This is a genomic window from Embleya sp. NPDC001921, assembly GCF_053594475.1.
The window spans coordinates 1-26,085 of the sequence record NZ_JBSFEO010000029.1 but is presented as its reverse complement, the minus strand read 5'-3'; the positions used below and the strand labels follow the sequence as shown (position 1 = coordinate 26,085).

At 71.3% G+C, this 26,085-nt stretch carries 24 protein-coding genes and 1 tRNA gene; 10 read left to right on the top strand and 15 right to left on the bottom strand.

Features of this window, described 5'->3' with window-relative positions; all coding sequences use genetic code 11:
* Positions 1-11 precede the first annotated feature (11 nt).
* Positions 12-85, top strand: a tRNA-Ile gene (locus ACWCPW_RS29985).
* Positions 86-253: 168 nt separating this feature from the next.
* Here the strand turns inward: ACWCPW_RS29985 and ACWCPW_RS29980 are convergent.
* A complete protein-coding gene (locus ACWCPW_RS29980) occupies positions 254-1,201 on the bottom strand; it encodes an SGNH/GDSL hydrolase family protein (protein WP_449764698.1) in 948 nt (315 codons plus the stop codon).
* A gap of 352 nt (positions 1,202-1,553) precedes the next feature.
* Here ACWCPW_RS29980 and ACWCPW_RS29975 point away from each other — a divergent pair, with 352 nt between their 5' ends.
* The gene (locus ACWCPW_RS29975; RefSeq protein WP_026218798.1) at positions 1,554-2,048 is read left to right on the top strand and encodes a DUF3145 domain-containing protein; all 495 of its coding nucleotides are present in this window, start codon (positions 1,554-1,556) and stop codon (positions 2,046-2,048) included.
* A 124-nt stretch (positions 2,049-2,172) separates the two neighbouring features.
* On the opposite strand, the gene ACWCPW_RS29970 is transcribed toward ACWCPW_RS29975, so the two are convergent.
* From ACWCPW_RS29970 to ACWCPW_RS29925, 10 genes are all read right to left on the bottom strand, one after another.
* Positions 2,173-3,618, bottom strand: a complete 1,446-nt coding sequence (locus ACWCPW_RS29970; protein ID WP_449764788.1) for an acyl-CoA carboxylase subunit beta — start codon at positions 3,616-3,618, stop codon at positions 2,173-2,175.
* 103 nt (positions 3,619-3,721) lie between these two features.
* Positions 3,722-5,023: a beta-ketoacyl-ACP synthase II gene (gene fabF, locus ACWCPW_RS29965; protein WP_449764697.1), complete on the bottom strand. Its 1,302-nt coding sequence runs from the start codon at positions 5,021-5,023 to the stop codon at positions 3,722-3,724.
* Positions 5,024-5,156: 133 nt separating this feature from the next.
* Positions 5,157-5,405, bottom strand: a complete 249-nt coding sequence (locus ACWCPW_RS29960) for an acyl carrier protein (protein ID WP_395872719.1) — start codon at positions 5,403-5,405, stop codon at positions 5,157-5,159.
* A 79-nt stretch (positions 5,406-5,484) separates the two neighbouring features.
* The gene (locus ACWCPW_RS29955; protein WP_449764696.1) at positions 5,485-6,495 is read right to left on the bottom strand and encodes a beta-ketoacyl-ACP synthase III; all 1,011 of its coding nucleotides are present in this window, start codon (positions 6,493-6,495) and stop codon (positions 5,485-5,487) included.
* A gap of 73 nt (positions 6,496-6,568) precedes the next feature.
* Entirely contained in the window at positions 6,569-7,750 is a 1,182-nt protein-coding gene (locus ACWCPW_RS29950; RefSeq protein ID WP_449764695.1) for an acyltransferase domain-containing protein, read from the bottom strand.
* Positions 7,751-7,848: 98 nt separating this feature from the next.
* The gene (locus ACWCPW_RS29945) at positions 7,849-9,027 is read right to left on the bottom strand and encodes a PucR family transcriptional regulator (RefSeq protein ID WP_449764694.1); all 1,179 of its coding nucleotides are present in this window, start codon (positions 9,025-9,027) and stop codon (positions 7,849-7,851) included.
* A gap of 369 nt (positions 9,028-9,396) precedes the next feature.
* Positions 9,397-10,176 carry an adenosylcobinamide amidohydrolase gene (locus tag ACWCPW_RS29940; protein ID WP_449764693.1) on the bottom strand — a complete coding sequence of 260 codons (780 nt, stop codon included), beginning with the start codon at positions 10,174-10,176 and terminating at the stop codon, positions 9,397-9,399.
* Complete coding sequence (locus ACWCPW_RS29935) at positions 10,173-10,985, bottom strand: ABC transporter ATP-binding protein (RefSeq protein WP_449764692.1); 813 nt, start codon at positions 10,983-10,985, stop codon at positions 10,173-10,175. The genes ACWCPW_RS29940 and ACWCPW_RS29935 overlap by 4 nt, the downstream gene beginning before the upstream one ends.
* Positions 10,982-12,034 carry a FecCD family ABC transporter permease gene (locus ACWCPW_RS29930; RefSeq protein ID WP_449764691.1) on the bottom strand — a complete coding sequence of 351 codons (1,053 nt, stop codon included), beginning with the start codon at positions 12,032-12,034 and terminating at the stop codon, positions 10,982-10,984. The genes ACWCPW_RS29935 and ACWCPW_RS29930 overlap by 4 nt, the downstream gene beginning before the upstream one ends.
* 10 nt (positions 12,035-12,044) lie before the next feature.
* Positions 12,045-13,031 carry an ABC transporter substrate-binding protein gene (locus ACWCPW_RS29925; RefSeq protein ID WP_449764690.1) on the bottom strand — a complete coding sequence of 329 codons (987 nt, stop codon included), beginning with the start codon at positions 13,029-13,031 and terminating at the stop codon, positions 12,045-12,047.
* A 348-nt stretch (positions 13,032-13,379) separates the two neighbouring features.
* On the opposite strand from ACWCPW_RS29925, the gene ACWCPW_RS29920 reads away from it, so the two are divergent.
* The 3 genes from ACWCPW_RS29920 (at position 13,380) to ACWCPW_RS29910 (ending at position 15,664) form a co-directional block, all read left to right on the top strand.
* The gene (locus ACWCPW_RS29920) at positions 13,380-14,117 is read left to right on the top strand and encodes a pirin family protein (RefSeq protein ID WP_449764689.1); all 738 of its coding nucleotides are present in this window, start codon (positions 13,380-13,382) and stop codon (positions 14,115-14,117) included.
* Positions 14,118-14,208: 91 nt separating this feature from the next.
* Complete coding sequence (locus ACWCPW_RS29915) at positions 14,209-14,688, top strand: MerR family transcriptional regulator (RefSeq protein ID WP_449764688.1); 480 nt, start codon at positions 14,209-14,211, stop codon at positions 14,686-14,688.
* Positions 14,651-15,664 carry an aldo/keto reductase gene (locus ACWCPW_RS29910; protein ID WP_449764687.1) on the top strand — a complete coding sequence of 338 codons (1,014 nt, stop codon included), beginning with the start codon at positions 14,651-14,653 and terminating at the stop codon, positions 15,662-15,664. Before ACWCPW_RS29915 ends, ACWCPW_RS29910 begins: the two co-directional genes overlap by 38 nt.
* Before the next feature lie 81 nt (positions 15,665-15,745).
* Here ACWCPW_RS29910 and ACWCPW_RS29905 read toward each other — a convergent pair whose 3' ends face one another.
* The 3 genes from ACWCPW_RS29905 to aceE form a co-directional block, all read right to left on the bottom strand.
* Positions 15,746-16,906: an ARPP-2 domain-containing protein gene (locus ACWCPW_RS29905; RefSeq protein WP_449764686.1), complete on the bottom strand. Its 1,161-nt coding sequence runs from the start codon at positions 16,904-16,906 to the stop codon at positions 15,746-15,748.
* Positions 16,903-18,291: a hypothetical protein gene (locus ACWCPW_RS29900; protein WP_449764787.1), complete on the bottom strand. Its 1,389-nt coding sequence runs from the start codon at positions 18,289-18,291 to the stop codon at positions 16,903-16,905. The genes ACWCPW_RS29905 and ACWCPW_RS29900 overlap by 4 nt, the downstream gene beginning before the upstream one ends.
* Before the next feature lie 254 nt (positions 18,292-18,545).
* Positions 18,546-21,281, bottom strand: a complete 2,736-nt coding sequence (gene aceE, locus ACWCPW_RS29895; RefSeq protein WP_395872735.1) for a pyruvate dehydrogenase (acetyl-transferring), homodimeric type — start codon at positions 21,279-21,281, stop codon at positions 18,546-18,548.
* A 378-nt stretch (positions 21,282-21,659) separates the two neighbouring features.
* Between aceE and ACWCPW_RS29890 the strand changes: the two genes are divergently transcribed.
* Entirely contained in the window at positions 21,660-21,884 is a 225-nt protein-coding gene (locus tag ACWCPW_RS29890; protein WP_395872736.1) for a DUF1918 domain-containing protein, read from the top strand.
* Between the two features lie 192 nt (positions 21,885-22,076).
* Positions 22,077-22,520: a DUF3052 domain-containing protein gene (locus ACWCPW_RS29885; protein ID WP_026217985.1), complete on the top strand. Its 444-nt coding sequence runs from the start codon at positions 22,077-22,079 to the stop codon at positions 22,518-22,520.
* A gap of 459 nt (positions 22,521-22,979) precedes the next feature.
* On the opposite strand, the gene ACWCPW_RS29880 is transcribed toward ACWCPW_RS29885, so the two are convergent.
* Complete coding sequence (locus ACWCPW_RS29880; protein ID WP_449764685.1) at positions 22,980-23,933, bottom strand: maleylpyruvate isomerase N-terminal domain-containing protein; 954 nt, start codon at positions 23,931-23,933, stop codon at positions 22,980-22,982.
* Positions 23,934-24,061: 128 nt separating this feature from the next.
* Between ACWCPW_RS29880 and ACWCPW_RS29875 the strand changes: the two genes are divergently transcribed.
* The 3 genes from ACWCPW_RS29875 to ACWCPW_RS29865 all read left to right on the top strand — a co-directional run bounded on the left by ACWCPW_RS29875 (position 24,062) and on the right by ACWCPW_RS29865 (position 26,046).
* Positions 24,062-24,520 carry a peroxiredoxin gene (locus tag ACWCPW_RS29875; protein WP_449764684.1) on the top strand — a complete coding sequence of 153 codons (459 nt, stop codon included), beginning with the start codon at positions 24,062-24,064 and terminating at the stop codon, positions 24,518-24,520.
* Between the two features lie 176 nt (positions 24,521-24,696).
* Entirely contained in the window at positions 24,697-25,272 is a 576-nt protein-coding gene (locus ACWCPW_RS29870; protein ID WP_395872739.1) for a TerD family protein, read from the top strand.
* A 195-nt stretch (positions 25,273-25,467) separates the two neighbouring features.
* Entirely contained in the window at positions 25,468-26,046 is a 579-nt protein-coding gene (locus tag ACWCPW_RS29865; protein ID WP_395872759.1) for a TerD family protein, read from the top strand.
* Positions 26,047-26,085 lie beyond the last annotated feature (39 nt).

Below are 26,085 nucleotides of genomic sequence, written 5' to 3'. Positions count from 1 at the left end.
CGGACGGCACGGGGGCGGTAGCTCAGCTGGTTAGAGCAGGGGACTCATAATCCCTTGGCCGTGGGTTCGAGTCCCACCCGCCCCACCCGTTCAGGTCGGCGTCTCGCTGCGCGTGTCCCACGTCGTATGTCTCGATCGTATGCTTTCACCGCTTGGCTTCGTCGCTGTGTGTCGTCGAGCGACTCTTTTCCGTAGTCGAGTGAGAGCTTAGCGGGCTCACCGGGGATTCCGGGAGGGAAATCACTCGTACGGGCTATCCCCATGTATATCCCTGGCGTGACGTGACCTCGGCCAGCGTGCGCTGACCCGCCACGCTCGGGTGGAACCAGTCCCAGTGGCTGACGTCGTTCTTGCCGAACCGCTGGGTGTTCACCACGCCGCCGTCGTAGCGGCAGTTGGACCAGGTCGAACACACCTCGCGCAGCTTGGCGTTGTAGGCGGTCACCCGATCGCGCACCCGCTGCCGGCGGTCCAGCGCGGCGGGCTTGGCCGATTGCGGGTCCTCCAGCATCGACTGGCACACGTTCGCCATCGACCACACCGCGCGGGCCATCATCTCGTCGTGGCCGGTCTCCCACATGCGACCCAGGTCCGGCACGCTGACCACCAGGACGCGCGTGCGCGGCAGGCCCTCGCGCAGCACGTCCAGCGCGTCGCGGAACTGGCTCTCGAACGTGCCCGGCGAGGTCATCTCGGCCTCGGAGCGCCGGCACGCGTCGTTGGCGCCCATCAGGATCGTGACGTACTCGGCCCGCTCCTGCACCGCCTTGCGGGCCTGGCCGGCCAGATCCGACATCCGGGCTCCGGTCTCGGCGTTGTTGAACACGGCGTCCGCGGGCAGCCCCAGCCGCTTGGCGTGACTGTTCACGTCGGCCGAGGTGCCGGTGGCCCACGACTTCTCCGGGCAGTCCTGGAGCGGTGAGCACGTGTCGAAGCCGCGCGTGATCGAGTCGCCCAGGGCCGCCATCGAGCGCGGTCGGGGCGGCGTGGTCGCGGTCGCCGGCGCGTCCGGTGTCGGGACGACCGCCTTCGTGTTGGGCTGTTCGGCCGAGGTCGGGTTGCCGGGTTTCCCGGTCTGCCTTCCGCTCGGCTCGGCCGGCGGCTTGCCGCCGACCGCCGCGGGGGCCGCGTCCGCGCCACCACCCGAGTCGTTGCACGAGGACACTGCCAACAGCGTCGCCACCATCGTGGCGGTGACCACCCCTACTCGTCGTTTCCCGCCCACGCCGCCCCTCCCGACCCCTAGCATCGACACGACGATGTCCATCGACGGTACGTCACTCCTTCGTGTGAAGGCCGACAAAGCCGGGAGTGGCGTTGTCGACGGCCGGGCACGTTGAGTGCAGTGGCTCACCATTCCGAGACGGTGAGTAACGAATTGTTCCTTCACATCGGACAATTGCCCACATGTGATTACGGACAGCAACTGGTGCCTGTGGTACATCCGTGGTCTGTGGGGCACAATGGAAGACCGGGATTCGAACAGGCAGTCCGAGACAAGGGTTGAGGCCGCTGGGGAAGGCGAACCTCGTCCTTGAAGCCTGGAGGTCCCGGTGACGACACGTGGAGTTCTGTACGTGCACTCCGCGCCGCGTGCGCTGTGCCCGCACGTCGAGTGGGCCGCAGCGGGCGTTCTTGGCGTGCGCGTGAGTCTGGACTGGGTCCGCCAGCCGGTGGCGCCCGGCATGTTGCGGGCCGAGCTGTCCTGGCAGGGCGCGCCCGGTACCGCGTCGCGCCTTGCCTCGGCACTGCGCGGGTGGCACCTGTTGCGCTTCGAGGCCACCGAGGAACCCTCGGCCAACGCCGAGGGGGAGCGCTACAGCAACACCCCCGATCTCGGCATCTTCCACGCCGTCACGGGGGCGCACGGCGACATCCTGATCCCCGAGGACCGGCTGCGCGCGGTTCTGGGTCGGGCCGCCCGCGGCGAGGTCGACCTGCGCTCCGAAGTGGAGAAGCTGCTCGGCAAGCCGTGGGACGACGAGCTGGAGCCCTTCCGCTACGCGGGGGAGGGCACGCCGGTGCGCTGGCTGCACCAGGTGGTCTGAGCCCGGGCGCCGGCCCCGGGGCGGCGGCCTGAGCAGCCGGGGAGAAGACATACGTATAGACATACCGACGCGTGGGGCCCTTCCGAATCATCCGGAAGGGCCCCACGCGTCTCCGACTTCGGGCCTACAACGGGATGTTGCCGTGGGCGCCGCGGGTCCGCGGCGCGGCGGCGATCGCCTTCGCGATCGCGATCCGGCTCTCGTCCGGGTCGATCACCTCGTCCACGACACCGAGTTCGATCGCGCGCTCCAGACCGCCGGCGACCTTCTCGTGCTCGGCCGCCAACTCCAGCTCCACCTGCGGCTTCAGCTCGTCCGGGACCTCGGCGAGCCGGCGCCGGTGCAGGATGCGCACGGCGGCGACCGCGCCCATCACCGCGACCTCGGCGGTCGGCCAGGCCAGTACTCGGGTCGCCCCCAGCGAACGCGAGTTCATCGCGATGTACGCGCCGCCGTACGCCTTGCGCGTGACCATCGTCACGCGCGGCACGACGCACTCGCCGAACGCGTGCAACAGCTTCGCGCCCCGGCGCACCACGCCGTCCCACTCCTGGCCCACGCCGGGCAGGTAGCCGGGCACGTCCACGACCACCACGAGCGGCACGCCGAACGCGTCGCACATGCGGACGAAGCGGGACGCCTTCTCGGCCGACGCCGAGTCCAGGCAACCGCCCAGGCGCAGCGGGTTGTTCGCGACCAGGCCCACCGTGCGCCCGCCGAGCCGGCCGAGCGTGGTGACGATGTTCGGCGCCCACTTGGGGTGCAGTTCCTGGCCGGGCTCGTCCAGCAGGCCCTCGACCACCGGGTGCACGTCGTAGGCCCGCTTGGCCGACTCGGGCAGCAGCGCGCCCAGTTCACGGCGGCCTGGGCCGGTCGGGTCGATCTCGCCCTGGTTGGCCAGCAGGTCGGCCAGGCCGCGGGCCCGGTCGATCGCGTCCTGCTCGGAATCGGCGACCACGTGCACCACGCCGCTGCGTCGGCCGTGCGGCTCGGGGCCGCCCAGGCGCAGCGCGTCGACGTCCTCGCCGGTGACCGAGCGGACCACGTCCGGGCCGGTGACGAAGATCCGGCCCTCGGGCGCCAGGATCACGATGTCGGTCAGCGCGGGCCCGTAGGCCGCGCCGCCGGCGGCCGCGCCGAGCACGACCGAGATCTGCGGGATCCGGCCCGAGGCCATGGTCATCGCGTGGAAGATCCGGCCCACCGCGTGCAGACTGGCCACGCCCTCCTGGAGCCGGGCGCCGCCGGAGTGGAACAGCGCGATGATCGGCGTCCGCTCGGCCATCGCCCGCTCGTACGCCTCGACCACGATGGCGCAGCCCTCTTCGCCCATCGCGCCGCCCTGGACGGTGGGGTCCGAGGCGTAGGCGACCACTCGGGCGCCGTTGATCGTGCCGACGCACGCGAGGGTGCCGGAGGTGGTCTCGTAGGCGGAGATCTCCTCGTACGAGCCCGGATCCACCAGCTTGCGCAACCGCAGCCTCGGGTTGCGCGGGTCGTCGTCGCGGTGCGGACGGGTGGGCCTGGCGGCGGGCGCGGACGCGGCCCTGCCTCCGGGTCGGTTGTCCATCACGGTCACGTGTATACGGTCCGTCCTGCCCACCGCGTCACGCGTGTCGGGCATGGTGCCGCCCGGCGGCGCGCGTCGCGGACGAGCGCGAGGAGCCCGGGGGTCACCCGAACCGGCGGAAGGCGACGACGACGTTGTGCCCGCCGAAGCCGAACGAGTTGTTGAGCGCGGCGATGTCGCCGTCGGGCAGCGTGCGCGGCTCGCCCCGGATGATGTCCAGGTCCACCTCGTCGTCGAGGTCGTCCACGTTGATCGTGGGCGGCGCCGTGCGGTGGTAGAGGGCGAGCACCGTGGCGACCGACTCGACCGCGCCGGTGCCGCCGAGCAGGTGGCCGGTCATCGACTTGGTGCTGGTGACGGTGACCTTGTCGGCCGCCGCGTCGCCCAACGTGGCGCGGATCGCCCTGAGTTCGGTGACGTCGCCCGCCGGGGTCGAGGTGCCGTGCGCGTTGACGTGCACGATCTCCTCCGGCGCGAGGCCGCCGTCCTCCAGGGCCAGCGCCATCGCGCGGGCGATGTCGCGGCCGGTCGGCTCGGGCTGGGCGATGTGGTGGCCGTCGGAGCTGAGTCCGGCGCCCGCGACCTCGGCGTACACGCGGGCCCCGCGGGCCGCCGCGTGCTCGGCGCTCTCCAGGACCAGGACGCCCGCGCCCTCGCCCATCACGAAGCCGTCGCGGCCCTTGTCGTACGGACGCGACGCGCGCTGCGGCTCGTCGTTGCGCTTGGACATCGCCATCATGTTCGCGAAGGCGGCCATCGGCAGCGGGTGGATCGCGGCCTCGGTACCGCCGCAGACCACCACGTCGGCGCGGCCCGAGCGGATCATCTCCAGGCCGTAGGCGACTGCCTCGGCGCCCGAGGCGCACGCGCTGACGGGAGTGTGCACACCCGCTCGCGCGCCCAGCTCGATGCCGACGTTGGCGGCCGGGCTGTTGGGCATGAGCATCGGGACGGTGAGCGGGCCCACGCGACGCGGGCCCTTGTCGTTGAAGGTGTCCCACGCGTCGAGCAGGGTGGTGACGCCGCCGATGCCGGAGGCGATGACCACACCGAGGCGGATCGGGTCCACGACGAGCGCGTCCGGGGCGTCCTCGGGCGCGGTGTTCTTCGCCGCGTAGCCGGCGTCCAGCCAGGCCTCGCGCGCGGCGATCATCGCGAACTGGCCGGAGCGGTCCAGGCGACGCGCCTCGACCTTGGGCATGACCTCCAGCGGCTCGACCGCGATGCGCGCGGCGAAGGTGACCGACAACTGCGCGGCCCATTCCTCGGTCAGCGCCCGCGCGCCGGACGTGCCCGCGAGCAGCGCGGACCACGTGCTCGCGACATCCCCGCCGACCGGCGTGGTCGCGCCCAGACCGGTGACGACCACGGTTCGCGCGGCGTCGTTGCGCTCGGTCGACTTCACTGTCTTCTCACTCCCACGCTGTTGTCTCGGGCGATCCGGCGGCTGGGGTGCCGGTGCCGGTGGTGCTGCGACCGACCGGGCCGGACTCGCGGGTGCGGGTCCGGCCCGGAGTACGGCCGGCGCTGCTTGCGACCTAGGCGGCGGCCTTGACGATGTAGTCCACCGCGTCGCGGACGGTCTTGAGACCCTTGACGTCGTCGTCCGGGATCTTGACCTCGAACTTCTCCTCGGCCGCCACGACGACCTCGACCATCGACAGCGAGTCCACGTCCAGGTCGTCGATGAAGGACTTGTCCAGCTCGACCTCGTCCTGCGGGACGCCGGCGATCTCGTTGACGATGTCGGCGAGGCCCTCGAGGACCTGCTCCTGGCTGGCAGCCATGTTGCTCCTTGATTCGAATCTTCTGCGGTGACGGGTACTGCTGATGTTGCTCGTCCGGTCGGCGGCGACCGACGGGGGACTACGGAAGCGTAATGACCTGCCCCGCGTAGACGAGGCCGGCCCCGAATCCCATGATCAGGGCGGTGCCTCCGCTGACCGCTTCGCCGCTTTCGAGCATGCGCTCCATCGCGAGCGGGATGGACGCGGCGGAGGTGTTGCCGTTCTCGGCGATGTCGCGGGCGACCGGCACTTCGGCGGGCAGCTTCAGCGCCTTGATCATCGCGTCGGTGATCCGCATGTTGGCCTGGTGCGGGATGAACGCGTCCAGGTCCTCGGCCTTGACCCCGGCGGCGTCCAAGGCCTGCTCGCAGACCTTGGCCATCTCCCACACGGCCCAGCGGAAGACCTTCTGGCCCTCCATCTTGAGCGTGGGGAATTCCTGCTCGCGATCCTCGCGCAGGTCGTTCCAGTCGACGGTCTGGGTGATCGCCTCGGACTGCGAACCGTCCGAACCCCACACGACCGGACCGATGCCGGGCGTTGCCGAGGGACCGATCACGACGGCGCCCGCGCCGTCGCCGAAGATGAACGCGGTGCCGCGGTCCGACAGGTTGGTCAGGTCGCTGAGTCGCTCGACCCCGATCACCAGGACGTACTCGGCGCTGCCGCCGCGGACCATGTCGCTGCCCAGGGAGACGCCGTAGCAAAAGCCCGCGCAGGCCGCGGAGACGTCGAACGCCGCCGCCCGCCCGCCGCCCGCGCCCAGGCGGTGCGCGATCTCGGTCGCGATGGCCGGGGTCTGCTTGAGGTGGGTGACCGTCGAGACGATCACGCAGCCCACCTGCGAGGCGTCCAGACCGGCGTGCGCGAGGGCCTTGCCGGCCGCCGCGATGGACATCTCGGCGACGGTCTCCTCGGGGGAGGCCCAACGCCGGGTCTTGATCCCGGACCGGCTCTGGATCCACTCGTCGGACGAGTCGATCCGGTCCACCAGCTCGGAGTTGGACACGATCCGAGCCGGGCGGTAACCGCCGACGCCGAGGATGCGCGCGTGCGCGGCACCGGCGCGGGGGGTGATGGTAGCGGTCACGCGTGGTCCTCCCGTACGGGTTCGAGGCCGGGTGGGTTCGCGGCCGGGTGCGGAGCGACTGTCACGACGTACGTCACAGCGAGCTCTGCGGGTGGATGCGCAGCAGCGGCATGCCGGGCGCGACCGGGTCGCCGTCCTCGACGAGCCACTCGACCACGGTGCCGCCGTGCGGGACGGTGATGGTCTGCTCGTCACGGTGCGAGCGCACCGTGGCGACGCGGGAGCCGGGTGCCAGCGAGTCGCCCGTCTTGACGCCGGCGCGCTCGACGATGCCCTTGAACGGCGCGACCACCAGGCGCCACGTGGGCGAGGCGTCGATCGTACTGGGGCTGCCGTGCCGCTCGACCAGCTTGCGGGCCGCCTCCAGGTCGTCCGGGGTCTTGAGCGCGACCCTCTCCACGTCCGGCAGGGCGCGCTTGGCCAGACCGGTCAGGGTGCCGGCCGGGGCCACCTCGATCAGGCCGGTGACGCCCAGGTCCTTCATGGTCTCCATGCACAGGTCCCAGCGCACCGGGTTGGAGACCTGGGTGACCAGCCGCTTGACCACGTCGCGGCCGTCGTGCAGCACGGCGCCGTCGGAGTTGGAGATGAACGGCGTGCGCGGGTCGCGCACGGTCACGCCCGGGACCAACTCGGCGAGCCGGCTCACCGCGGAGGCCATGTGCTCGGTGTGGAAGGCGCCGGCCACCGCGAGCGGTCGCACCTTCGCCCGCTCCGGCGGGTCGGCGGCGAACGCGGCGAGCTGCTCCAGGGTGCCGGCCGCGACGATCTGGCCCGCGCCGTTCATGTTCGCCGGGGTCAGGCCGTGTTCGGCGATCTTGGCGAGCACCGCCTCCGGGGTGCCGCCGAGCACCGCGCTCATGCCGGTCTGTGTCACGGCGGCCGCGGCGGCCATGGCCTTGCCGCGCTCGCGGACGAGGGTCATCGCCGACTCGGCGGTGATCACCCCGGTGCCGGCGGCGGCGGTCAGCTCGCCGACGCTGTGACCGGCGGCGGCGCCGACCACGCGGTAGGCGTCGGAGGGGTGCGGGAAGAGCGCGAGGGCGGCGACCAGACCCGAGGCGACGAGCAGCGGCTGGGCCACCGCCGTGTCCCGGATCTCGTCCGCGTCGGCCTTGGTGCCGTAGTGGATCAGGTCGAGGCCCGTGACGGCGGACCACCAGCGCAGCCGATCGGCCACACCGTCGAGGTCGAGCCAAGGGGCGAGGAATCCGGGCGTCTGGGCACCCTGTCCGGGAGCGACGAGTACGAGCACGAGGTCAAGCCTCTCTCCTGCCAGGGGTGTGAGCCCCTTATCGGCAGGGACGAAGATCCGATGGCGACTTTGTGGGTTTCCTACAAAAGGTGTCCGGGCTAGCTCTCGATCGCGGCGAGCCGGCCGAGGATCAGCGAGACCTGGAGGGTGAACGCGGAACGCGTCTCGGTCGGTACGAGTCCGGTAACGTCCACGACACGTCGCAGCCGGTAGCGCACGGTATTCGGGTGAACGAAGAGCATCCGGGCGGCCCCTTCGAGACTCGCCGCCTGCTCCAGGTACACGGAGAGTGTCTCCAGCAATGCGGAGCCGGCCGCGTGCAGAGGTATGTAGATCTCCTCCACCAACTGGTCCCGGGCCTCCTCGTCGCCCGCGAGCGCGCGCTCGGGCAGGAGATCGTCGGCGGACACCGGGCGCGGGGCGTCCGGCCACGCGACGCACGCGCGGTGTCCGGACATCGCGGCCTGCGCGGAGCGGACGGCGGCCAGCAGATCCGGTACCTCGGGGCCGACCACCACCGGGCCCGGGCCGAACTGGCCGATCAGCGAACGGGTGGCCCGGATCGGGTCCTCGGTACCGCCCAGGATCACCACGAGCCGCTCGCCCTGGACGCCGGTGAGCACGTTCAGTCGGGCGTGCCGGCCGGCCCGGTGGATGCCGTCCACGACCGCCTGGGTGTCCGCGTCCGGGGCGTTGCCCACCACGACCATGACCGAGTCCGGCGAGCCCCAGCCCAGCGCCGAGGCGCGGGAGAGGATGCCCTCGTCGGCCTCGCCGCGCAGCAGCGAGTGCACGACCAGCGCTTCCAGTCGGGCGTCCCACGCGCCGCGCGTCTCGGCGGCGTGCGCGTACACCTGCGCGGTCGCGAAGGCGATCTCCCGGGAGTACAGCAGCAGCGCCTCGCGCAGCGCCTGCTCGTAGCCGGGCGCGGCCAGGGTGGCGATCTCGGCCTCGACCACCTCGATCGTGGTGCGGATCAACTCCACGGTGTGCGGCAGCGTGATGGTGCGGGTCAGTTCGCGCGGCGCGGTGCCGAACACGTCGGCGCTGACCTTCTGCGGGGTCTCCGGATGCCGGAACCATTCGGTGAACGCGGAGATGCCGGCCTGCGCGACCAGGCCGATCCAGGAGCGGTTGTCGGCCGGCATGTTCCGGTACCAGGGGAGCGCCTCGTCCATCCTCGCCAGGGCGGCTCCGGCCAGCGCGCCGGCGGACTTCTCGAGCCGGCGGACGGTCGCGGCGCGCAAATCGGGCTTGGAACTCACCTTGCCTATCATCCTCTGCCTGATGGGCGGGTTTGCCGCCGGCTCGCGGGTGGGGTGGGGCGGGGGTGCGGGGGCGCGGGGTGTCGGGGCGGGTGTCGTGGGTGGGGCGCGGAGTGCCGGGCCGGGGTCGTGGGGCGGGGGTGCCGGGCCTGGGGTCGTGGGTGGGGTGCGTGTGGGGTGCCGGGCCGGGGTCGTGGAGGGAGCGGTGCTGCTTGTTGGGCGACTTCGTCGCCGGCTCGCGAGGCGCCGCTTTTTCTCTCCCCCGCAAGCTCCTCCGAGAAAAAGCGGCGCCTCGCTCGTGACTTCGTGTCCCTGCGCTTCGCTCCGGGTCACGAAGTCAAAGGTCTGCGGCTCCGCCGCTCTCCGCGCTTCGCGCGTCGATCACCGGGGTGGGGGTGGGTCGGGGGCGCTGACGCGCCGGGGGGTGGGCGTCGGTGATGAGGGGGTGCGCGCGTCGTGGGGTTTGTGGTGTCTGCGGTGGCGGTCGGTGTGGGCGCCGTGGAGTACCGCGGTGTAAACCGCTCGGGCCAGGCGGGCGCCCCATAGCGAGCGGGGGCCGCCGAAGGGTTCGGTGGGGGTGTCGGGGGTGGGGGTGCGGGACGCGACGCAGATCGCGTCGGAGGGGGTTCCGGTGCAGGCGTAGCCGGCGTCCAGCAGGGCCTGCACCTTCGCTTCCGTGGCGGTGGCCACGGCGTTGATCAGGGCCGCGTCGGAGAGGGCGGCGGGGATGGCGGCGAGGATGTTGATCGTGCCGGGCGGGGGTGTGCCGGGCCGGCCCGGGGCCGGGTCGGCGGCCCAGGTCGGGACGCCGATGCCGGTGGTCACCGCCGCTTGGACGCCCTCGTCCGCGCCGTGTGTCCACGCGGTGACGTCGGCGGCGGTCATCAGACCCACGCCCGGACCGGTCAGGTCCAAGGGGGCGGCCACCTCCTCCAGATGGGTCACCGGGTCCATGCGGTCGTAGCCGGGGCGGACCTGGAGGTTGAGGACCCACGCGCGTTCGCCGATACCGCCGCCCAGCAGCGCGGAGGAGGCCATGCGCCAACCGGGGCCGGCCCGCCACAGCAGCGCCGGGCGGCGGCCGGCGTCCTCGTCGCGCCACACCGTTCGCGGGCGGAGCAGGCCGGCCGGCGTCTCGCGCGGGTGCGGCAGGGTGCTCACGGGGACTCCTCGGCGGTGTCCCGGCCCAGGTGCCCGGGGCGGACCGGGTGCACCCGCGGGCGGCCGTCCGGACCGGTGTCGACCGACACCCGAGCCTGGTAGTGCTCGGCGATCGACTCCGGGGTGAGCACCTCGGCGGCCGACCCCGACGCCACCGGCCGTCCGTCGACCAGCATCAGCAGCCGATCCGCGTACTGCGCGGCCACGCCCAGGTCGTGCAGCGTGGTGAGTACGGTCAGGCCGTCGTCGCGGCGCAGCCCGTCCACGATCTCCAGCACCTGCTGCTGATGGCCCAGGTCGAGTGCGGTGGTCGGCTCGTCCAGGAGCAGCACCGGCGCCCGCTGGGCGAGCGCCCGCGCCAGCACCACCCGTTGCCGCTCGCCGCCGGAGAGCCGGCCCACGTCCCGCCCGGCGAACGGGCCCAGGTCCAGACGCTCGATCACCTCGTCGGTGATCGCCCGGTCGCGCCGCCCGGGACGAGCCAGGTAGCCCAGGTGCGGGGTGCGGCCGAGCAGGATGTACTCGTGCACCGGCATCTGCGCCGGCACCACCGGGCTCTGCGCGGTGTAGGCGATGCCGCGGCCGAGTTCGCGCCGGGACAACTCGCGGACCGGGCGCCCGGCGACGCTGATCGAGCCCAGGTAGGGCAGCAGGCCCGCGACCGCCTTGAGCAGCGTGGACTTGCCCGCGCCGTTGGGGCCGATCACCGCGAGCCACTCGCCCGGCTCGACGTCCGCGTGCACGCCGCGCAGCACCGGGACCCGGTCGCGGTCCACGCCGGTGTCGCGCAGCAGCAACCGGGCGCTCATACGTCCACCTTGCGGGTGCCGCGCAGCACGAAGACGAAGAACGGCGCGCCGACGAACGCGGTGACCACGCCGATCGGCAGTTCGCCGGGTGCGGTGAGGGTGCGCGCGAGCAGGTCGGTGAGCACCAGGAAGGCCGCGCCGCACAGCAGCGACATGGGCAGGACCCGGCGGTAGCTGCCGCCCACGAAGCGGCGCACGATGTGCGGCACCACGATGCCCACGAAGCCGATCAGGCCGCTGATCGCGACCGCCGACGCGGTGGCCAGGGAAGCGGCGAGCAGCACCACCAGGCGCACCCGGCCGGCGCGTACGCCCAGGCCCGCGGCCTCCTCGTCGCCGACCGACATGATGTCGAGCAGCCGTCCGTGGACGAGCAGCACGGCGGTGCTCACCAGCGCGTACGGCAGGATCATCCGCAGGTCGGCCCAGCCGACCCCGGACAGCCGGCCGAAGATCCACGAGTAGATCCGGCGCAGTTCGTCGGTGTTGGCCGACTGCACGTAGGTCTGCGCGGCGGCCAGGAACTGGGCGACCGCGACCCCCGCCAGGACCAGGTTCGCGGTGCCGTCCGAGCGGCCCGCGCTCGCGCCGAGTCCGTAGGCGAGCAGCACCCCGCCCATCGCGCCGACGAACGAGGCGAGCGGCACCACCGGGATGCCGCCCACGCTGTCGCCGTCCGCGTACACGATCACCAGCGTCGCGCCCAGGCCGGCGCCGGAGGCCGCGCCGAGCAGGTACGGGTCGGCCAGCGGGTTGCGGAAGACGCCCTGGTAGCCGGCGCCGGCGATGGCCAGCAGCCCGCCCACGGTCACCGCGGCCAGCACCCGCGGCAGCCGCAGGTCCATCAGGACCGCGTACTGGACCGGGGACAGGCCGTGGTCGAGGTTCACGAACGGCAGCTTGTCCAGCAGCGCGAGCACCACCCCGCTCGCGGGCAGATCGGCCGCACCGACGGTCAGCGCGAGTACGACGACGCCGACCAGCAGTACGCCCGCGCAGAGCAGGGGCAGTACCGCCGGTCGGGATCGGGTGGGCAGGAGGTCCCGCACGAGCCGGCCGTCAGCCCTGCGTCGCGCCGGCCTTGGTGACCGCGCCGGAGACGGCCCGGACCAGGTCCACCACGCGCGGTCCCCAGCGCGAGGCGATGTCGTCGTCGAGCCCGACCACGCCGCCGTTGCGCACGGCGTTCACCTGCTCCCAGCCCGGTCGCTTGGCCACCACGTCGGCGTTTTGGCCGCAGCACTTGGTGTCGGCGAGGAAGACCAGGTCGGGGTTGGCCTGCACGAGGTACTCGGCGGAGAGCTGCGGGTAGCCGGTGCCGGCCTTGTCCGCGTCGTCGGCGATGTTCTTCAGGCCGAACTGCGCGTACACCTGGCCGATGAAGGTCTTGGAGGTCGAGGTGTAGAGCGTGTTGTCCAGCTCGTGGAAGTAGCTCAGTTGCCTCGCGGGCTTGGGCGTCGCGGCGACGATGCCCGCTATGTCGGTCCGCATCCTCGCCGCGACCTCGCCGGCCTCCCGGCTGTGGCCGGTGGCCGTGCCCAGCGTGGTGAGCTGTGCGTACGAGTCGTCGAAGGTCTTGGCCGCGGGGGTCAGCACGACCGGGATCCTGAGCTTGTTCAGTGCCGCGACCAGGCCGTCGATGTCGTCCGAGGCGACCACCAGGTCCGGGGTGTAGTTGGTGATCGCCTCGATGTTCGGCTTGAAGCCGGACAACTTGGTCTTGGGCGCGCTCGCCGGGAAGTTCGACTGGTCGTCGACCGCGGTGACCTGGTCGCCGGCACCGATCGCGAACAACATCTCGGTGGCGGTGGGGGTCAGCGAGACGATCTTCTTCGGCGCGCTCGCGATGGTGACCTTGGTGCCGGCGGAGTCCACGGTGGCCGGGAAGGCCTTGGCGTCGGGACCCGTCCCGGTGGAGCCGCCGGCCGCCGCGGGTGTGCCCTGGGGCTTCCCGTCCTTGGAGTCGTCCGAGTCACCGCACCCGGTGAGGACGAGCGCGCCGAGCAGCAGCGCGGCGGCGGAACGAAGCAGGGGTACGGATCTCAAGGAAAACTCCAGGTCCCGGGACACGGCAGGTGTCGGGACCCGTGGAGACGGATCGCCCCTCCTGCGAGGCCGATGTCGTCGGCGCGGACGAGGCGACCTGGCTTGTCCCCGAACACCCGGAGCGGGGCGGGGCATCACAGTTGCGGGACAGCGCCGGGATCCCACCGGACTTCGCTGCGTTCGACGCCGTCGGCGACAAACCGGTCGCCGACGCGCGAACGATATCAACCGGGCCGTTCACCCTCGGTGATCGGGTCCGGTTCGCGGATGATCCGCCCGCACCCGAGGGCGCCTCCGGCCGGACCGGGCGCGGGAACAGCGCCCGGTCGGTCCGCGGTTGAAACCGGCATGACCACCTTCGACGTGCGCCGGGCCGGCGACCGCTTCCATACGCGCGCGGGCTGGCTCGACTCGCACCACAGCTTCTCCTTCAGCCGGCACTACGCGCCGGACAACACGCACTTCGGACTGCTCCTGGTCAACAACGACGACGTGGTGGCGCCCGGTACCGGCTTCGACACGCATCCGCACCGGGACATGGAGATCCTCACGTGGGTGCTCTCCGGCTCCCTCGTGCACCAGGACTCCCAGGGCCACAACGGGATCATCCACCCGGGTCTGGCCCAGCGGATGAGCGCGGGCCGGGGCATCCTGCACTCGGAGAGGAACGACGCGGCCGGCTCGGCCGAGCCGGTGCACTTCGTGCAGATGTGGGTGGTGCCGGACGAGACCGGGATCACTCCGGGTTACCAACAGCACGACGTGCGGGCCGAACTGGAGCGTGGCGGGCTGGTGCCGATCGCGTCCGGGCGGCCCGGGCACGACGCGGCGATCCGGATCCACCAGAAGGACGCCGCGCTGCACGTGGCGCGACTGCCCGCGGGCGGCACCGCGACGCTGCCGGACGCGCCGTTCGCGCACGTGTTCGTCGCGCGCGGCGTCGTCGAGCTGGAGGGCGCCGGCGTGCTCGCGGCCGGTGACGCGGTGCGCCTGGCGGACGCCCAGGGGCAGCGGATCACGGCGTTTCCGGACGGCCCGGCCGAGGTGCTGGTGTGGGAGATGCACGCCGGGTTGACCGACGCGTGAGGATTCGGGCTTGCTTGGAGTGCGCTCCAACTCCGTAGCGTTCTCGTCGTGCCCGCCCCACCGGGGCGGGCTCCCCACCGGAGGCTCAACGATGTCGGCCACGCAGCAGGTCACCGCACCTCGGGACTACGAGGTCGGCAAGTACTCGATCGGCGAAGTGGTCGCCCGCACCGGCCTGACCGCGCACACGCTGCGCTGGTACGAGCGGATCGGCCTGATGCGGCACGTGAGCCGGCAGGGCCCCGGGACGGGACGAGACGGGAACGGGCGGGGGAGTCGGCGTCGCTACAGCGACCACGACCTCGACTGGCTGGAGTTCGTCGGCAAGATGCGGCTGACCGGGATGCCGGTGGCGGACATGCTCCGGTACGCGGAGCTGGTCCGCCTGGGCGACGAGACCCGGGCCGCTCGCCGAGAACTGTTGGAGGACCACCGCGAGGAGGTCCGCAACCGGATCAGCGATCTCCAGAGCTGCCTGCTCGTCATCGACCACAAGATCGAGACGTACGCGGACGCGGAGCGGAGTAACGACGATGAGCACTCACAAGACGAACACTCTCAGGCTGGGTGACGACGGTCCCGAGGTCTTCGCCCAGGGACTGGGCTGCATGGGCATGAGCGCCTTCTACATGGGCGCCGAACACGACGAGTCGGTGGCGACTCTGGAACGCGCGCTCGACCTGGGCGTCACCCTGTTCGACACCTCGGACGTCTACGGTCCGCACACCAACGAGGAACTGCTGGGGGCCTTCCTCGCCGAGGGCGGCCGGCGCGAGCGGGTCACCCTCGCGACCAAGTTCGCGATCGACATCTCGCCCGAGGGCGTGCGGGAGATCCGCGGCGACGCGGCCTACGTCAAGCGGGCCGCCGAGGCGAGTCTGCGCCGGCTGCGCACCGAGGTGATCGACCTGTACTACATGCACCGTCGCGACGTGCGGGTGCCGATCGAGGAGACCGTCGGCGCGATGGCGGAACTGGTGCGCGAGGGCAAGGTCCGGCACCTGGGCCTGTCCGAGGTGACCGCCAAGGAGCTGCACGCGGCGGCGGCCGTGCACCCGATCGCCGCCGTGCAGTCGGAGTGGAGCCTGTTCACCCGCGACATCGAGGACTCCGTGGTGCCCGCCACCCGCGAGGCGGGCGCGGCGCTGGTCGCCTACTCGCCGCTCGGCCGGGGCTTCCTGACCGGTGCCTGGGCCGCCGCCGAGACGCTGCCGGAGGGCGACTTCCGTCGCTTCCAGCCGCGCTTCACCGGCGACAACGCCGCCGCGAACGCGGCGATCCTGGAGCCGGTGCGGGCGATCGCGCGGGCGCACGGGGCGACGCCGGCGCAGGTGGCGCTGGCGTGGGTGCAGTCGCGCACCGACGCGTGGGGCCTGTCGGTGGTGCCGATTCCGGGCACCACCAAGCGGCACCGGCTGGCGGAGAACGTGGCCGCGGTCGACCTGGTGCTCACCGAGGCCGAACTGGCCGCGCTGGAGCCGATCGCCGGGCAGGTCACCGGCGCGCGGTACCCGGACATGGCGGCCACCTTCAACGACCGCGACTGAACCGGCCCGAGGGCGGGTCCCCAATCGCCCGACGGGGGATCGAAGACCCGCCCGAGGCCGCCTCGCCGACGCGGGGCGGCCTCAGCCGCGGCGGCGTCCGTCGCGATCGAGGCGGTCCACCACGTGTTGCCGGAGCAGCCCGTCGAAGCCCGAGTCGCGGATCCGGCGGGTCAATTCGGACGGCGTGGTGTGCAACGCGGTCGCCGTCGCGACCAGGTCCCACTCGTGCGCGCGCAGGTTGGCGAGCAGGTGGCCCCTGCGGGTCTGCGCCGGGGACAGCCGGAACGTCTTGCAGTACGCGAGCCGGCCGTCCTCGTGGGTGATGCGCTCGCCGATGTGGTTCTCCTCGTCGAGCCGGAACGAGGGCAGGAATCGGGTGAGTTCGAACGAGCCCATCCGGTACACCGATTCACTCGTGTACGCGCCCTCGCCGGTGAGGCCGGCCAGCATCAGATGGTGGAACCGCTCCCACGCGAGGGACTGTTCCGCCGCCTCGCGGCGCAGGTTCGCGAGCGAGGACACCCGCCCGCCGTCGATCGCCACGACGAAGTCCGGTACCGCCTCGACGTAGTTGGCGTAGTGGAACAGCACCTCGCCGTACAGGTCCTCGAGCAGCGTGGTGTGCAGGGCCCGGTAGTCGGAGGGATGCGGCACCACGAACACGCTCGCGAGCGTGTCCGCGACGTACAGCGCGACCCCGCACTGACCGCGATGGATCTCGAACACCTTGAGCGCGTCGGCCAGACCGCGCACGACACAGCCGCAGAACGCCTCCTCCGTGCGCGGCGACAACCCCTTGCGCACGGCCCGGTCGGTCCATTCCTCCCACACGATCGACGGCCCGCCGAAGTGCAACGAGAGATATCCCTCCATGGCCAGGTGCATCGGGAGGAAACGCAGCCGGTTGCTGCTCTCTCGGTGGGCCATCCGTCGCAACGCGCGCCGGGGCGCCCGCATCCGCGCGCTCGGGGGCGCCGCCGGCCGGTCCTGGAGCTGGGTGCCGAACGCCGCCGACGGGTCGGCGTCGGTGTCCCAGGAGGCCACGAACGCGTGCGGGATGAAGGCCTGGTAGCAGGTGCCGTCGCCGACGTCGACGATCGAGGGGTCGCCGGCCCCGTACACCCGCCGATCCAGCCGCAGGCCCACCAGCGGCTCCTCGCGCACCAGCGGCACCAGCCGGATCGCGCCCCACACCTGCGCGGGCCGGGCGGTCAGCCCGGTCGTCGCGAACGTGTCGCTCATACCGCCGCCTTCCGGGCCCGGAATCGGTCCTGACGATCCGCCAGGTAGTGCCGCAGCTCCTCGAACCCGGCCCGCCCCTCGGCGAACCTGGCCAACTCGACCAGCGCCGGCACGTCCTCCGCGTCGCGCACCCCCACCGTCGGCACGCTCGCCGACAGCCGCTTCACGTCGAAGCCGTCCGCGTCGTACACGGGATTGAGATGCACCACCGTGGTCGCCCCGTCCGGATCCAGCCGTTCGCGCCACACCCGCAGCACCTCGGCGGCCAGCCCCGGCGGGCTGTTGTCCCAGCCGTCGGAGACCACGACCAGGCGGTCCGGGGCCAGTTCGAGCGCGTCGATCAGCCGCTCGCCCAGCGGCGTGGGTCCGCTCGGTCGCACCAGCAGCGGATCGTGCAGCCCCGAGGTCCACAGGCCGGTGAACTCCCGGGCGAGCGCCTTCAACAGGAACCGGCAGGCCAGCGCGACGGCCAGCGGCCGCTGCCGCTTCGCGGTCGACCCGAACGAGGAGAAGCTGTCGTCGAGCACCGCGACGACCCGACCCCAGGATCCCGCGGCGTCTCCCGCCGCCCGACGCGCGGATTCGGTCAGCGCGTGCCGCAACTCGTCGTATCGGGCGGTGCGATCGGCCCGAGGCAGGGACAACACGTAGGACGCCAGCCGGGTCAGCGGCATCCGGGAGAGGTCCGCCCGCACCGCGCCGACCTCGGCCCGCTCGCCGGCGCCCTGCAGCCGCAACCGCTCCAGCCGGGTCAGTTGCGGGGCGATCCGCTCCAGGAACGTCGCGCGCTTGATGCCGTGCTTGGAGGCGAGCCCCTCGGCGACCGTGTACGGCAGTTCGTACAGCGCGCTCTGCGCGTAGTGCGCCTGTCGCCAGGTCTCGAACAGCGGGGTCCGGAAGGCCGCCACCTTGCGGGGCGCGGTGAACAGGAACGTGCCGGTCTCGTCGGGCGTGCGCAGGTGCGCGTGCCGAAGCGTGGCCTTGACCCCGGTCCGGTACTTCACCGCGTCGAAGACCGGATCACGGCGACCCGCCGTCCACTCGCGCATGATCGCGCGCGTGCGGCGGTTGTTGACGCCGCGTCGGGCCAACTCGCGAAAGAGCTTCCAGACCCGCTGAGGGGCCATCAGTTCCAGCCGGCCCGCGATCAGTTCGCCCTCGCGGCGGCGCACCTCGGGAGCCAGGTCGCGGCTGCTCTCCAGCAGGTTGCGGACGATCAGGGCGGCGTTGAAGTCGTTGATGTCCAGCGCGAGGGTGGCGGCGTACAACTCGCGGTAGTTGCCCGCGATGTACTCGTGCAGGAACCCGACCGACAGTCGTTGTGCGTCCGCGTCGTCGCGGAACTCGCGCTGGCCGGTGGCGGTCACCGCGGCGTTGACGAACATCACCACGTCTTCGCACGCCGCCACTTCCCGGCGATCCACCACACGTCCCCTCGGCCGGACGAAAGCTGACGCCGGCCGGGGAATGGAGGCGCGAACAGCGAAGTGACGCTTAAGAGGCGATTCCGAAAGTCGCAGCCGAAGTCCCGCGGCCGGCCCCGCGAGTCTAGCCCCGAGGCGATCCCGAAGGCTCGGCAATAACGGCCGCGGCCCCGATCCCGGAAAGGGATCGGGGCCGCGGCCGGACTACGTGCCGATCAGGCGTCGCCGCCGACCGTGCCCACTCCGGCCGCCTTGACGTCCAGGAGTTCGTAGCGCTTGATCGCGTCCGCGACCACGCCGGGCTCGATCTCGCCGCGCCGGGCGAGCTCGGACAGCACGCCCACCACGACGGACTCGGTGTCCACGTGGAAGAAGCGCCGGGCCGCGCCGCGCGTGTCGGCGAAGCCGAAGCCGTCGGTGCCCAGCGACGCGAAGTCCGCCGGGACCCAACGCGAGATCTGGTCCGGCACGGCCCGCATCCAGTCGCTGACCGCCACCACCGGGCCGGGTCGGCCGTCGAGTACTCGGGTCACGTACGGGATGTGCGGCTCGGCCTCGGGGTGGAGCAGGTTGTGCTCCTCCGCCGCGACCGCGTCGCGCCGCAGCTCGTTCCAGGACGTGACCGACCACACGTCGGCGACCACGTTCCAGTCCTCGGCGAGCAGCTTCTGCGCGTCCAGCGCCCACGGCATACCGACACCGGAGGCGAGGATCTGGGCCCGCAGCGCGCCCTCCTTGGCGGGACCGTCCTGGTAGAGGTACAGGCCCTTGAGGATGCCGTCCACGTCGACGTTCGCGGGCTCCGCCGGCTGCGCGATGGGCTCGTTGTAGACCGTCATGTAGTAGAAGACGTCCTCGGCGTTCTCGCCGTACATCCGCCGCAGACCGTCCTTGACGATGTGCGCGATCTCGTACGAGAAGGCCGGGTCGTACGCGACACAGGCCGGGTTCGTCGAGGCCAGGAGCTGCGAGTGCCCGTCCGCGTGCTGGGTGCCCTCGCCGGTCAGCGTGGTGCGACCGGCCGTGGCACCGAGCACGAAGCCGCGGCTGAGCTGGTCGGCCATCTGCCAGAACTGGTCACCGGTGCGCTGGAACCCGAACATCGAGTAGAAGACGTACACGGGGATCATCTGCTCGCCGTGCGTCGAGTACGTCGAGCCCGCGGCGATCAGCGACGCCACACAGCCGGCCTCGGAGATGCCGTCGTGCAACATCTGACCCTGCGCCGACTCCTTGTACGACAGGAGCAGCTCACGGTCCACCGAGTCGTAGGTCTGCCCGTGCGGGTTGTAGACCTTGGCGGTCGGGAACATCGCGTCCATGCCGAAGGTGCGGTACTCGTCCGGCGCGATCGGCACGAAGCGCTTGCCGATCTCCGAGTCGCGCATCAGGTCCTTGAGCAGGCGCACGAACGCCTGCGTCGTGGCGACCGGCTGCTTCGAGCCCTTCTTCAGCACGCTGTAGACCGGGTCGCCGGGCAGCTTGAGCGGCTTGGAGCGGTCCAGCCGCTGCGGCAGCGAACCACCGAGCGCGGCACGCCGCTCGCGCATGTACTCCATCTCCTCGGACTTCTCACCGGGGTGGAAGTACGGGGGGACGTCGCCTTCGAGCTGCTCGTCCGAGATCGGCAGGTAGAGCCGGTCGCGGAATGCCTTCAGGTCCGACTTGGTGAGCTTCTTCATCTGGTGCGTGGCGTTGCGCGACTCGAAGTTCGGGCCGAGTGTCCACCCCTTCACCGTCTGCGCCAGGATCACCGTCGGCTGACCGACGTGCTCACGTGCCGACTTGAAGGCCGCGTAGACCTTGCGGTAGTCGTGCCCGCCGCGACCGAGCTTTTGGATGTCCTCGTCGGTCAGGTCCTGCACCATCCGCCGCAGCCGCGCGTCGTCGCCGAAGAAGTGCTCGCGCACGTACGCGCCGGACTCCACCGCGTAGGTCTGGAACTGGCCGTCGGGCGTCGTGTTCATCTTGTTCACGAGCGCGCCGTCGGTGTCCTGGGCCAGCAGCGGGTCCCAGTCGCGACCCCAGACGACCTTGATCACGTTCCAGCCGGCGCCGCGGAAGTACGACTCCAGCTCCTGGATGATCTTGCCGTTGCCGCGTACCGGACCGTCGAGTCGCTGCAGGTTGCAGTTGATCACGAAGGTGAGGTTGTCCAGCTCCTCACGGGCGGCCAGGCCGATGTTGCCGAGCGACTCCGGCTCGTCCATCTCGCCGTCGCCGAGGAACGCCCAGACGTGGCTGCGCGAGGTGTCCTTGATGTTCCGGTTGTGCAGGTACCGGTTGAACCGGGCCTGGTAGATCGCCCCGAGCGGGCCCAGGCCCATCGAGACGGTCGGGAACTCCCAGAACTCCGGCATCATCCGCGGGTGCGGGTAGCTCGGCAGCCCGTTCGGGGCGGCCGACTTCTCCTGGCGGAAGCCGTCGAGCTGGGCCTGGGTGAGGCGTCCCTCCAGGAAGGCACGTGCGTAGATACCCGGAGACGCGTGTCCCTGGAAGTAGATCTGGTCGCCCGACTCCCCGTGGTCCTTGCCGCGGAAGAAGTGGTTGAAGCCGACCTCGTACAGGCTCGCCGAGGACGCGTAGGTGGCGATGTGTCCGCCGACCCCCAGCCCCGGGCGGTTCGCCCGGGACACCATGATCGCGGCATTCCACCGGACGAACGCACGGATGCGCCGCTCGATGTTCTCGTCGCCGGGGAACCAGGGCTCGCTCTCCGGGGCAATCGTGTTGATGTAGTCCGTGCTGCGCAGGCCCGGCACGCCGACCTGTCGTTCACGGGCCCGTTCGAGCAGCTTGAGCATGATGTAGCGGGCTCGCTGGCGGCCCTGCTCGTTGATGACTGCGTCCAGCGACTCCAGCCATTCCCCGGTCTCGTTCGGATCGATGTCGGGGAGCTGGCTCGGGAGGCCGTCGCTGATGATCGAGAAGCGCTCTCGTCCGGAAGCCACGCTGTTCCTTCGCCTTATCGGTAGATGGGGACCCTCCCCGCGAGAGCGGGGTCGACCACCCTGAGCGGTGTCGCGCCGTCCCCATCGTGGTACCCGGACGTTGGATCCGTCATCTCTACCGACCGGTAATGGACCGGCGGGGTGCCCGCCTGCGCCACATGTACCGAGCCCGATCCGTGTTCGGTTACCGCGAAAGGAGCGGAGCTGCCCTGATCGTCCGACTGTCGCCGGACGCTCCACGCGGCGGTTCGCGATTGCGGGGTGATGCAACCGTGAACCTCCAAGACCTTACGCCGACTGTCTTACGCGCGGCGCACTGGCGTAGTTCCCTGGGGGTGTGAGTGGTTTCGCACCTGTTCGAGAAGGAGGTCACAACCGATGCGGGCACGAATTGGCGACCGGCTCCACGTGCACGGGAAGACGGTCGGTCGAGGGGATCGATTCGGGGAGATCGTCGAGGTCAGGGGACCGGACGGGGCGCCGCCGTATGTGGTGCGGTTCGAGGACGGACACACCGGGCTGGTGATCCCCGGCGCGGACGCGGTGATCGAGACCGCCGGCGGCGCCGATCCGGCCGCGGGACGGCCCCGGCGGACCTGGTGAGCATTCGTCTGTCAGGCTGGACCCTCGAATACGTTGCGTGATCCACACCTGGCGGGGGTAGCTTCCGCACAGGGCGCGGTGTGGCGTTTGCGCGAGTACGTGACCTGGGTACTTGCGCGAACAGCCTGGCGCGTGTGGACTTACGCGCGTGAGCCCCGAAGCGTTGTGGGGCCGGACAAGGGAGGTTAATTCGTGAGCGCGACCGCGGACCACGCGGAAGAGCGGGCCAACTCGGCCGTTCGACTTGGGTTCCAGCCCGGACAGGTGGTCCAGGAGCTCGGTTACGACGACGACGTGGACGAGGAGCTGCGCGAGGAGATCGCGGAGCTCACCGGAAACGAACTCGTCGATGAGGACTACGAGGAAGACGTCGCGGACGTCGTCCTGTTGTGGTTCCGCGAGGACGACGGCGACCTCGTCGACACCCTCGTGGATGCCCTCGCCACGCTCACGGATGGTGGCCATATCTGGCTGCTGACCCCCAAGACCGGCCGTGACGGATATGTAGAACCCTCGGACATCGGTGAGGCCGCGCCGACGGCGGGCTTGGCCCGCACGACGAGCTTCGGCGCCGTCAAGGATTGGTCGGCGACCCGTCTGGTGTCGCCCAAGGCGGTGCGCAGCGGCAAGAAGTAACCCGATGCCACTGCGGTAAGCAGACGAATGCGAGTCCCCGGTCGGTGATTAAGGTCACCGGGCGGGGCTCGCTGTTTTGTTGGGGGTGTTGGGGGCTTGGGGGTGGCGGGCTTGAAAGCTTGCGTGTGAGGGCGTGGGCGTGGGCGCGGCGGGGCGTGCCGGGCCGGAGTCGTGGGTGGGGCGTTGCTGTTCGTTGGGCGACTTCGTCGCCGGCTCGCGAGGGACCACTTCTTTCTCTCCCCCGCAAGCTCCTCCGAGAAAAAAGCGGCCCCTCGCTCGTGACTTCGTGTCCCTCCGCTTCGCTCCGGGTCACGAAGTCGAAGGTCTGCGGCTCCGCCGCTCTCCGCGCTCCGCGCGTCGATCACTGGGGTGGGCTGGGTCGGGGGCGCTGACGCGCCTGGGGTTGGGCGGGCGGTGGGGGCTGGGGTGGGGCGTTGACGAGTCGGAGTCGGGGTGGGGTCAGGGGCGGGGGCGGGGGCGGCTCAGGGTGGGGAGTAGGGATGTCATTCGGGCGACGTTGGTGAGGGCGCCGGCGGTGAGGCGTAGGGCGGGGCCGCCGGGGAGGCCGGGGACGTGGTCCAGGAGCGGGGCCAGGGCGAGCAGGCCGGGCAGGTTGTGGGGCCTCAGGTCGCGGCGGGCGAGCAGGGCGGGGGCTGCGCGGCGGCCGGCGGAGGCGTCCAGGAGCAGGGCGGCGGTGCGGGCCTCGACGGCGGGCAGGTGCGGCTGGCCGGGCGGGAGCGGGAAGACCTCCCAGCCGATGCCGCCGGCGCCGGGCGCGGCGAAGCCCCAGCCGCCCCCGGGCACCGCCAGTCCGGTCCGGGCCCGGACCCCGTGCCGGGCGGCCAGGGCGCCGGTGATGTCGGCCAGTGCCAGCACCCCGGCGTCGAGCAGTTCGGGGGCGGGCTCGCCGGCGCCGCACGGGGCCAGGTCCAGCGCGTGTACGGCCAGTTCGTAGGCGATCGCGCCGAACTGGGTGAGCAGCGGGACCGGGCCGACCTGTGAGCCGGTGCGGGCGAGCGCCAGTTCCGGGTCCGCGGCGGTGGCGTCGAACGCGGCGGCCAGGCGCCGGCGGCCGTCGTCGAGCGCGGCCAGCAGGTCCTCGAGGCGGGCGTCGCGGTGTGCCAGGACCAGGCGCGCGTTGACGTCGTCCTGGTTCATCGGGGCGGCGTCGGGAGCCCGTCGGCCGCTCGCCTCGGCGAGCAGGCGGGCCAGCAGCGGGGCGTCCGGCCACGAGGCGAGGTGGCTGATCACGGCGCGGCCGTCCCAGCCCGGCAGCCGGGACGGCGCGTTCGGGTCGACCCGGGCGGCCAGGTCGCGGAAGGCGTCCCACGCGGCGAGGGCCCGCTCGCGCTGCGTTCGGGCGGGCATGGAGGCGGTGCCCCAGGGGCCGCTCACGATCTCGATCGAGGACATGCCCGCATACTGCCCGTTCGCCCGGTGCCCGAACGCCGCACCCCGGCCGCCCCGAGCGCGCCCGAGGCCCCCGGCTAGGCTCGCGCCGAGAGGCGGACGTCGCCGCCCGGGACAAGGAGATGCGCATCATGGCCGTCGAGATCGGTAGCAAGGCCCCCGAGTTCGAGCTCAAGAACCAGCACGGCGAGATCGTTCGGCTCGCGGACTTCCGCGGCGAGAAGAACGTCCTGCTCGTCTTCTACCCGTTCGCGTTCACCGGTGTGTGCACCGGCGAGCTGTGCGCGCTGCGCGACGACCTGCCCAACTTCCAGAACGACGACGTGCAGGTCCTGGCCGTGTCCTGCGACGCGCCGTTCTCGCTGCGCGTATTCGCCGAGCAGGAGGGCTACGAGTACCCGCTGCTGTCGGACTTCTGGCCGCACGGCGGGGTCGCGCAGGCGTACGGCGTCTTCGCCGAGGACAAGGGCTGCGCCGTGCGCGCGACCTTCGTCATCGACAAGGAGGGCGTGGTCAAGTGGAGTGTGGTCAACGCGATCCCGGACGCGCGGGACCAGGCGGAGTACCTCAAGGCGCTCGCGAGCGTCTGATTCGGCGCGGTCGGGGGTTCTCCGGCCGGTTCGGGCGTAGGTCGGGCCGGGGCGGGGTACCCATGCCGCGGCGAGACTCCCGCCGGTCAGGAACTCATGACTAGGATCGGCGCGTTGTCTCGTCTGTAGGCGAAAATTCCGGGGCACCAGTTGCTCCATGAACCTTTGGAGGACTCGTGGGCGTCAGCCTGAGCAAGGGCGGCAACGTCTCGCTCTCGAAGGAGGCTCCGGGCCTCACCGCTGTTCTGGTCGGCCTGGGCTGGGACGTGCGTACGACCACCGGCACGGACTTCGACCTCGACGCGAGCGCGATCCTGCTCAACGGAAGTGGCCAGGCGCCGTCCGACGGCCACTTCGTCTTCTTCAACAACCTCAAGAGCCCCGACGGCTCCGTCGAGCACACCGGTGACAACCTCACCGGTGAGGGCGAGGGCGACGACGAGGCGATCAAGGTCAACCTGGCGGGTGTCCCGGCGGATGTCGAGCGGGTCGTCTTCCCGGTCTCGATCTACGACGCCGAGACGCGCCAGCAGAGCTTCGGCCAGGTCCGCAACGCGTTCATCCGCATCGTGAACCAGGCCGACAACAAGGAACTCGCCCGGTACGACCTCACCGAGGACGCGTCCACGGAGACCGCGATGGTCTTCGGCGAGCTCTACCGCAACGGCGCGGAGTGGAAGTTCCGCGCGGTGGGCCAGGGCTACGCCTCGGGCCTGCGCGGCATCGCCAAGGACTTCGGGGTCAACGTCTGATAGGCGAGACATCACGAACGCCCGCCGACCGCACCCGCGGTCGGCGGGCGTTCGTCGTCCCGGACCGGGGTGGGGTCGTGCGCGCCGCCGTCGGAACGCCCCCTCGCGCACGCCGTGAGCTGTGCGAAAAGGGGGTCCCGCCGGGTCGGGGGCATGGCAAGGTTGAAGCGAATGTACGACGATCAGGAGGAATCGATGGGGGTCACCCTCGCCAAGGGCGGAAACGTCTCGTTGAGCAAGGCCGCACCCAATCTCACCAATGTCTTGGTGGGTCTGGGCTGGGACGCGCGCGCCACCACGGGCGCCTCGTTCGACCTGGACGCGAGTGCGCTGCTGTGCGGTGGTGCGGGCAAGGTGCTCGGCGACGACTATTTCGTCTTCTACAACAACCTCAAGAGCCCCGAGGCTTCGGTCGAGCACACCGGCGACAACCTCACGGGCGACGGTGACGGCGACGACGAGGTGATCCTCGTCGATCTGATGGCCGTTCCCGATCAGGTCGAGAAGGTGGTTTTCCCGGTCTCGATCTATGACGCCGAGATGCGCGGGCAGACCTTCGGGCAGGTCCGCAACGCCTACATCCGGATCGTGAACCAGGCGGACAACAACGAGCTCGCGCGTTATGACCTCACCGAGGATGCGTCAAGCGAGACAGCCATGATCTTTGGAGAACTTTACCGTTACCAGGGGGAGTGGAAGTTCCGCGCGGTAGGGCAGGGGTACGCTTCGGGCCTGCGGGGGATCGCACTCGACTTCGGCGTCAGCGTGCAATGAGTACGTACTGACGGTGTGTGTCAGGGTCGGTCACCCGGT

Excerpts from the sequence above, each read along its gene's own strand:
- ACWCPW_RS29900 (WP_449764787.1), bottom strand. The coding sequence starts at position 18,291 with ATGTTCGTCAACGCCGCGGTGACCGCCACCGGCCAGCGCGAGTTCCGC.
- ACWCPW_RS29865 (WP_395872759.1), top strand. The coding sequence starts at position 25,468 with ATGGGGGTCACCCTCGCCAAGGGCGGAAACGTCTCGTTGAGCAAGGCC.
- ACWCPW_RS29875 (WP_449764684.1), top strand. The coding sequence starts at position 24,062 with ATGGCCGTCGAGATCGGTAGCAAGGCCCCCGAGTTCGAGCTCAAGAAC.
- ACWCPW_RS29915 (WP_449764688.1), top strand. The coding sequence starts at position 14,209 with ATGTCGGCCACGCAGCAGGTCACCGCACCTCGGGACTACGAGGTCGGC.
- ACWCPW_RS29890 (WP_395872736.1), top strand. The coding sequence starts at position 21,660 with ATGCGGGCACGAATTGGCGACCGGCTCCACGTGCACGGGAAGACGGTC.
- ACWCPW_RS29910 (WP_449764687.1), top strand. The coding sequence starts at position 14,651 with ATGAGCACTCACAAGACGAACACTCTCAGGCTGGGTGACGACGGTCCC.
- ACWCPW_RS29905 (WP_449764686.1), bottom strand. The coding sequence starts at position 16,906 with ATGAGCGACACGTTCGCGACGACCGGGCTGACCGCCCGGCCCGCGCAG.
- ACWCPW_RS29960 (WP_395872719.1), bottom strand. The coding sequence starts at position 5,405 with ATGGCTGCCAGCCAGGAGCAGGTCCTCGAGGGCCTCGCCGACATCGTC.
- ACWCPW_RS29920 (WP_449764689.1), top strand. The coding sequence starts at position 13,380 with ATGACCACCTTCGACGTGCGCCGGGCCGGCGACCGCTTCCATACGCGC.
- ACWCPW_RS29945 (WP_449764694.1), bottom strand. The coding sequence starts at position 9,027 with ATGATAGGCAAGGTGAGTTCCAAGCCCGATTTGCGCGCCGCGACCGTC.
- ACWCPW_RS29935 (WP_449764692.1), bottom strand. The coding sequence starts at position 10,985 with ATGAGCGCCCGGTTGCTGCTGCGCGACACCGGCGTGGACCGCGACCGG.
- ACWCPW_RS29970 (WP_449764788.1), bottom strand. The coding sequence starts at position 3,618 with ATGGACAACCGACCCGGAGGCAGGGCCGCGTCCGCGCCCGCCGCCAGG.
- ACWCPW_RS29880 (WP_449764685.1), bottom strand. The coding sequence starts at position 23,933 with ATGTCCTCGATCGAGATCGTGAGCGGCCCCTGGGGCACCGCCTCCATG.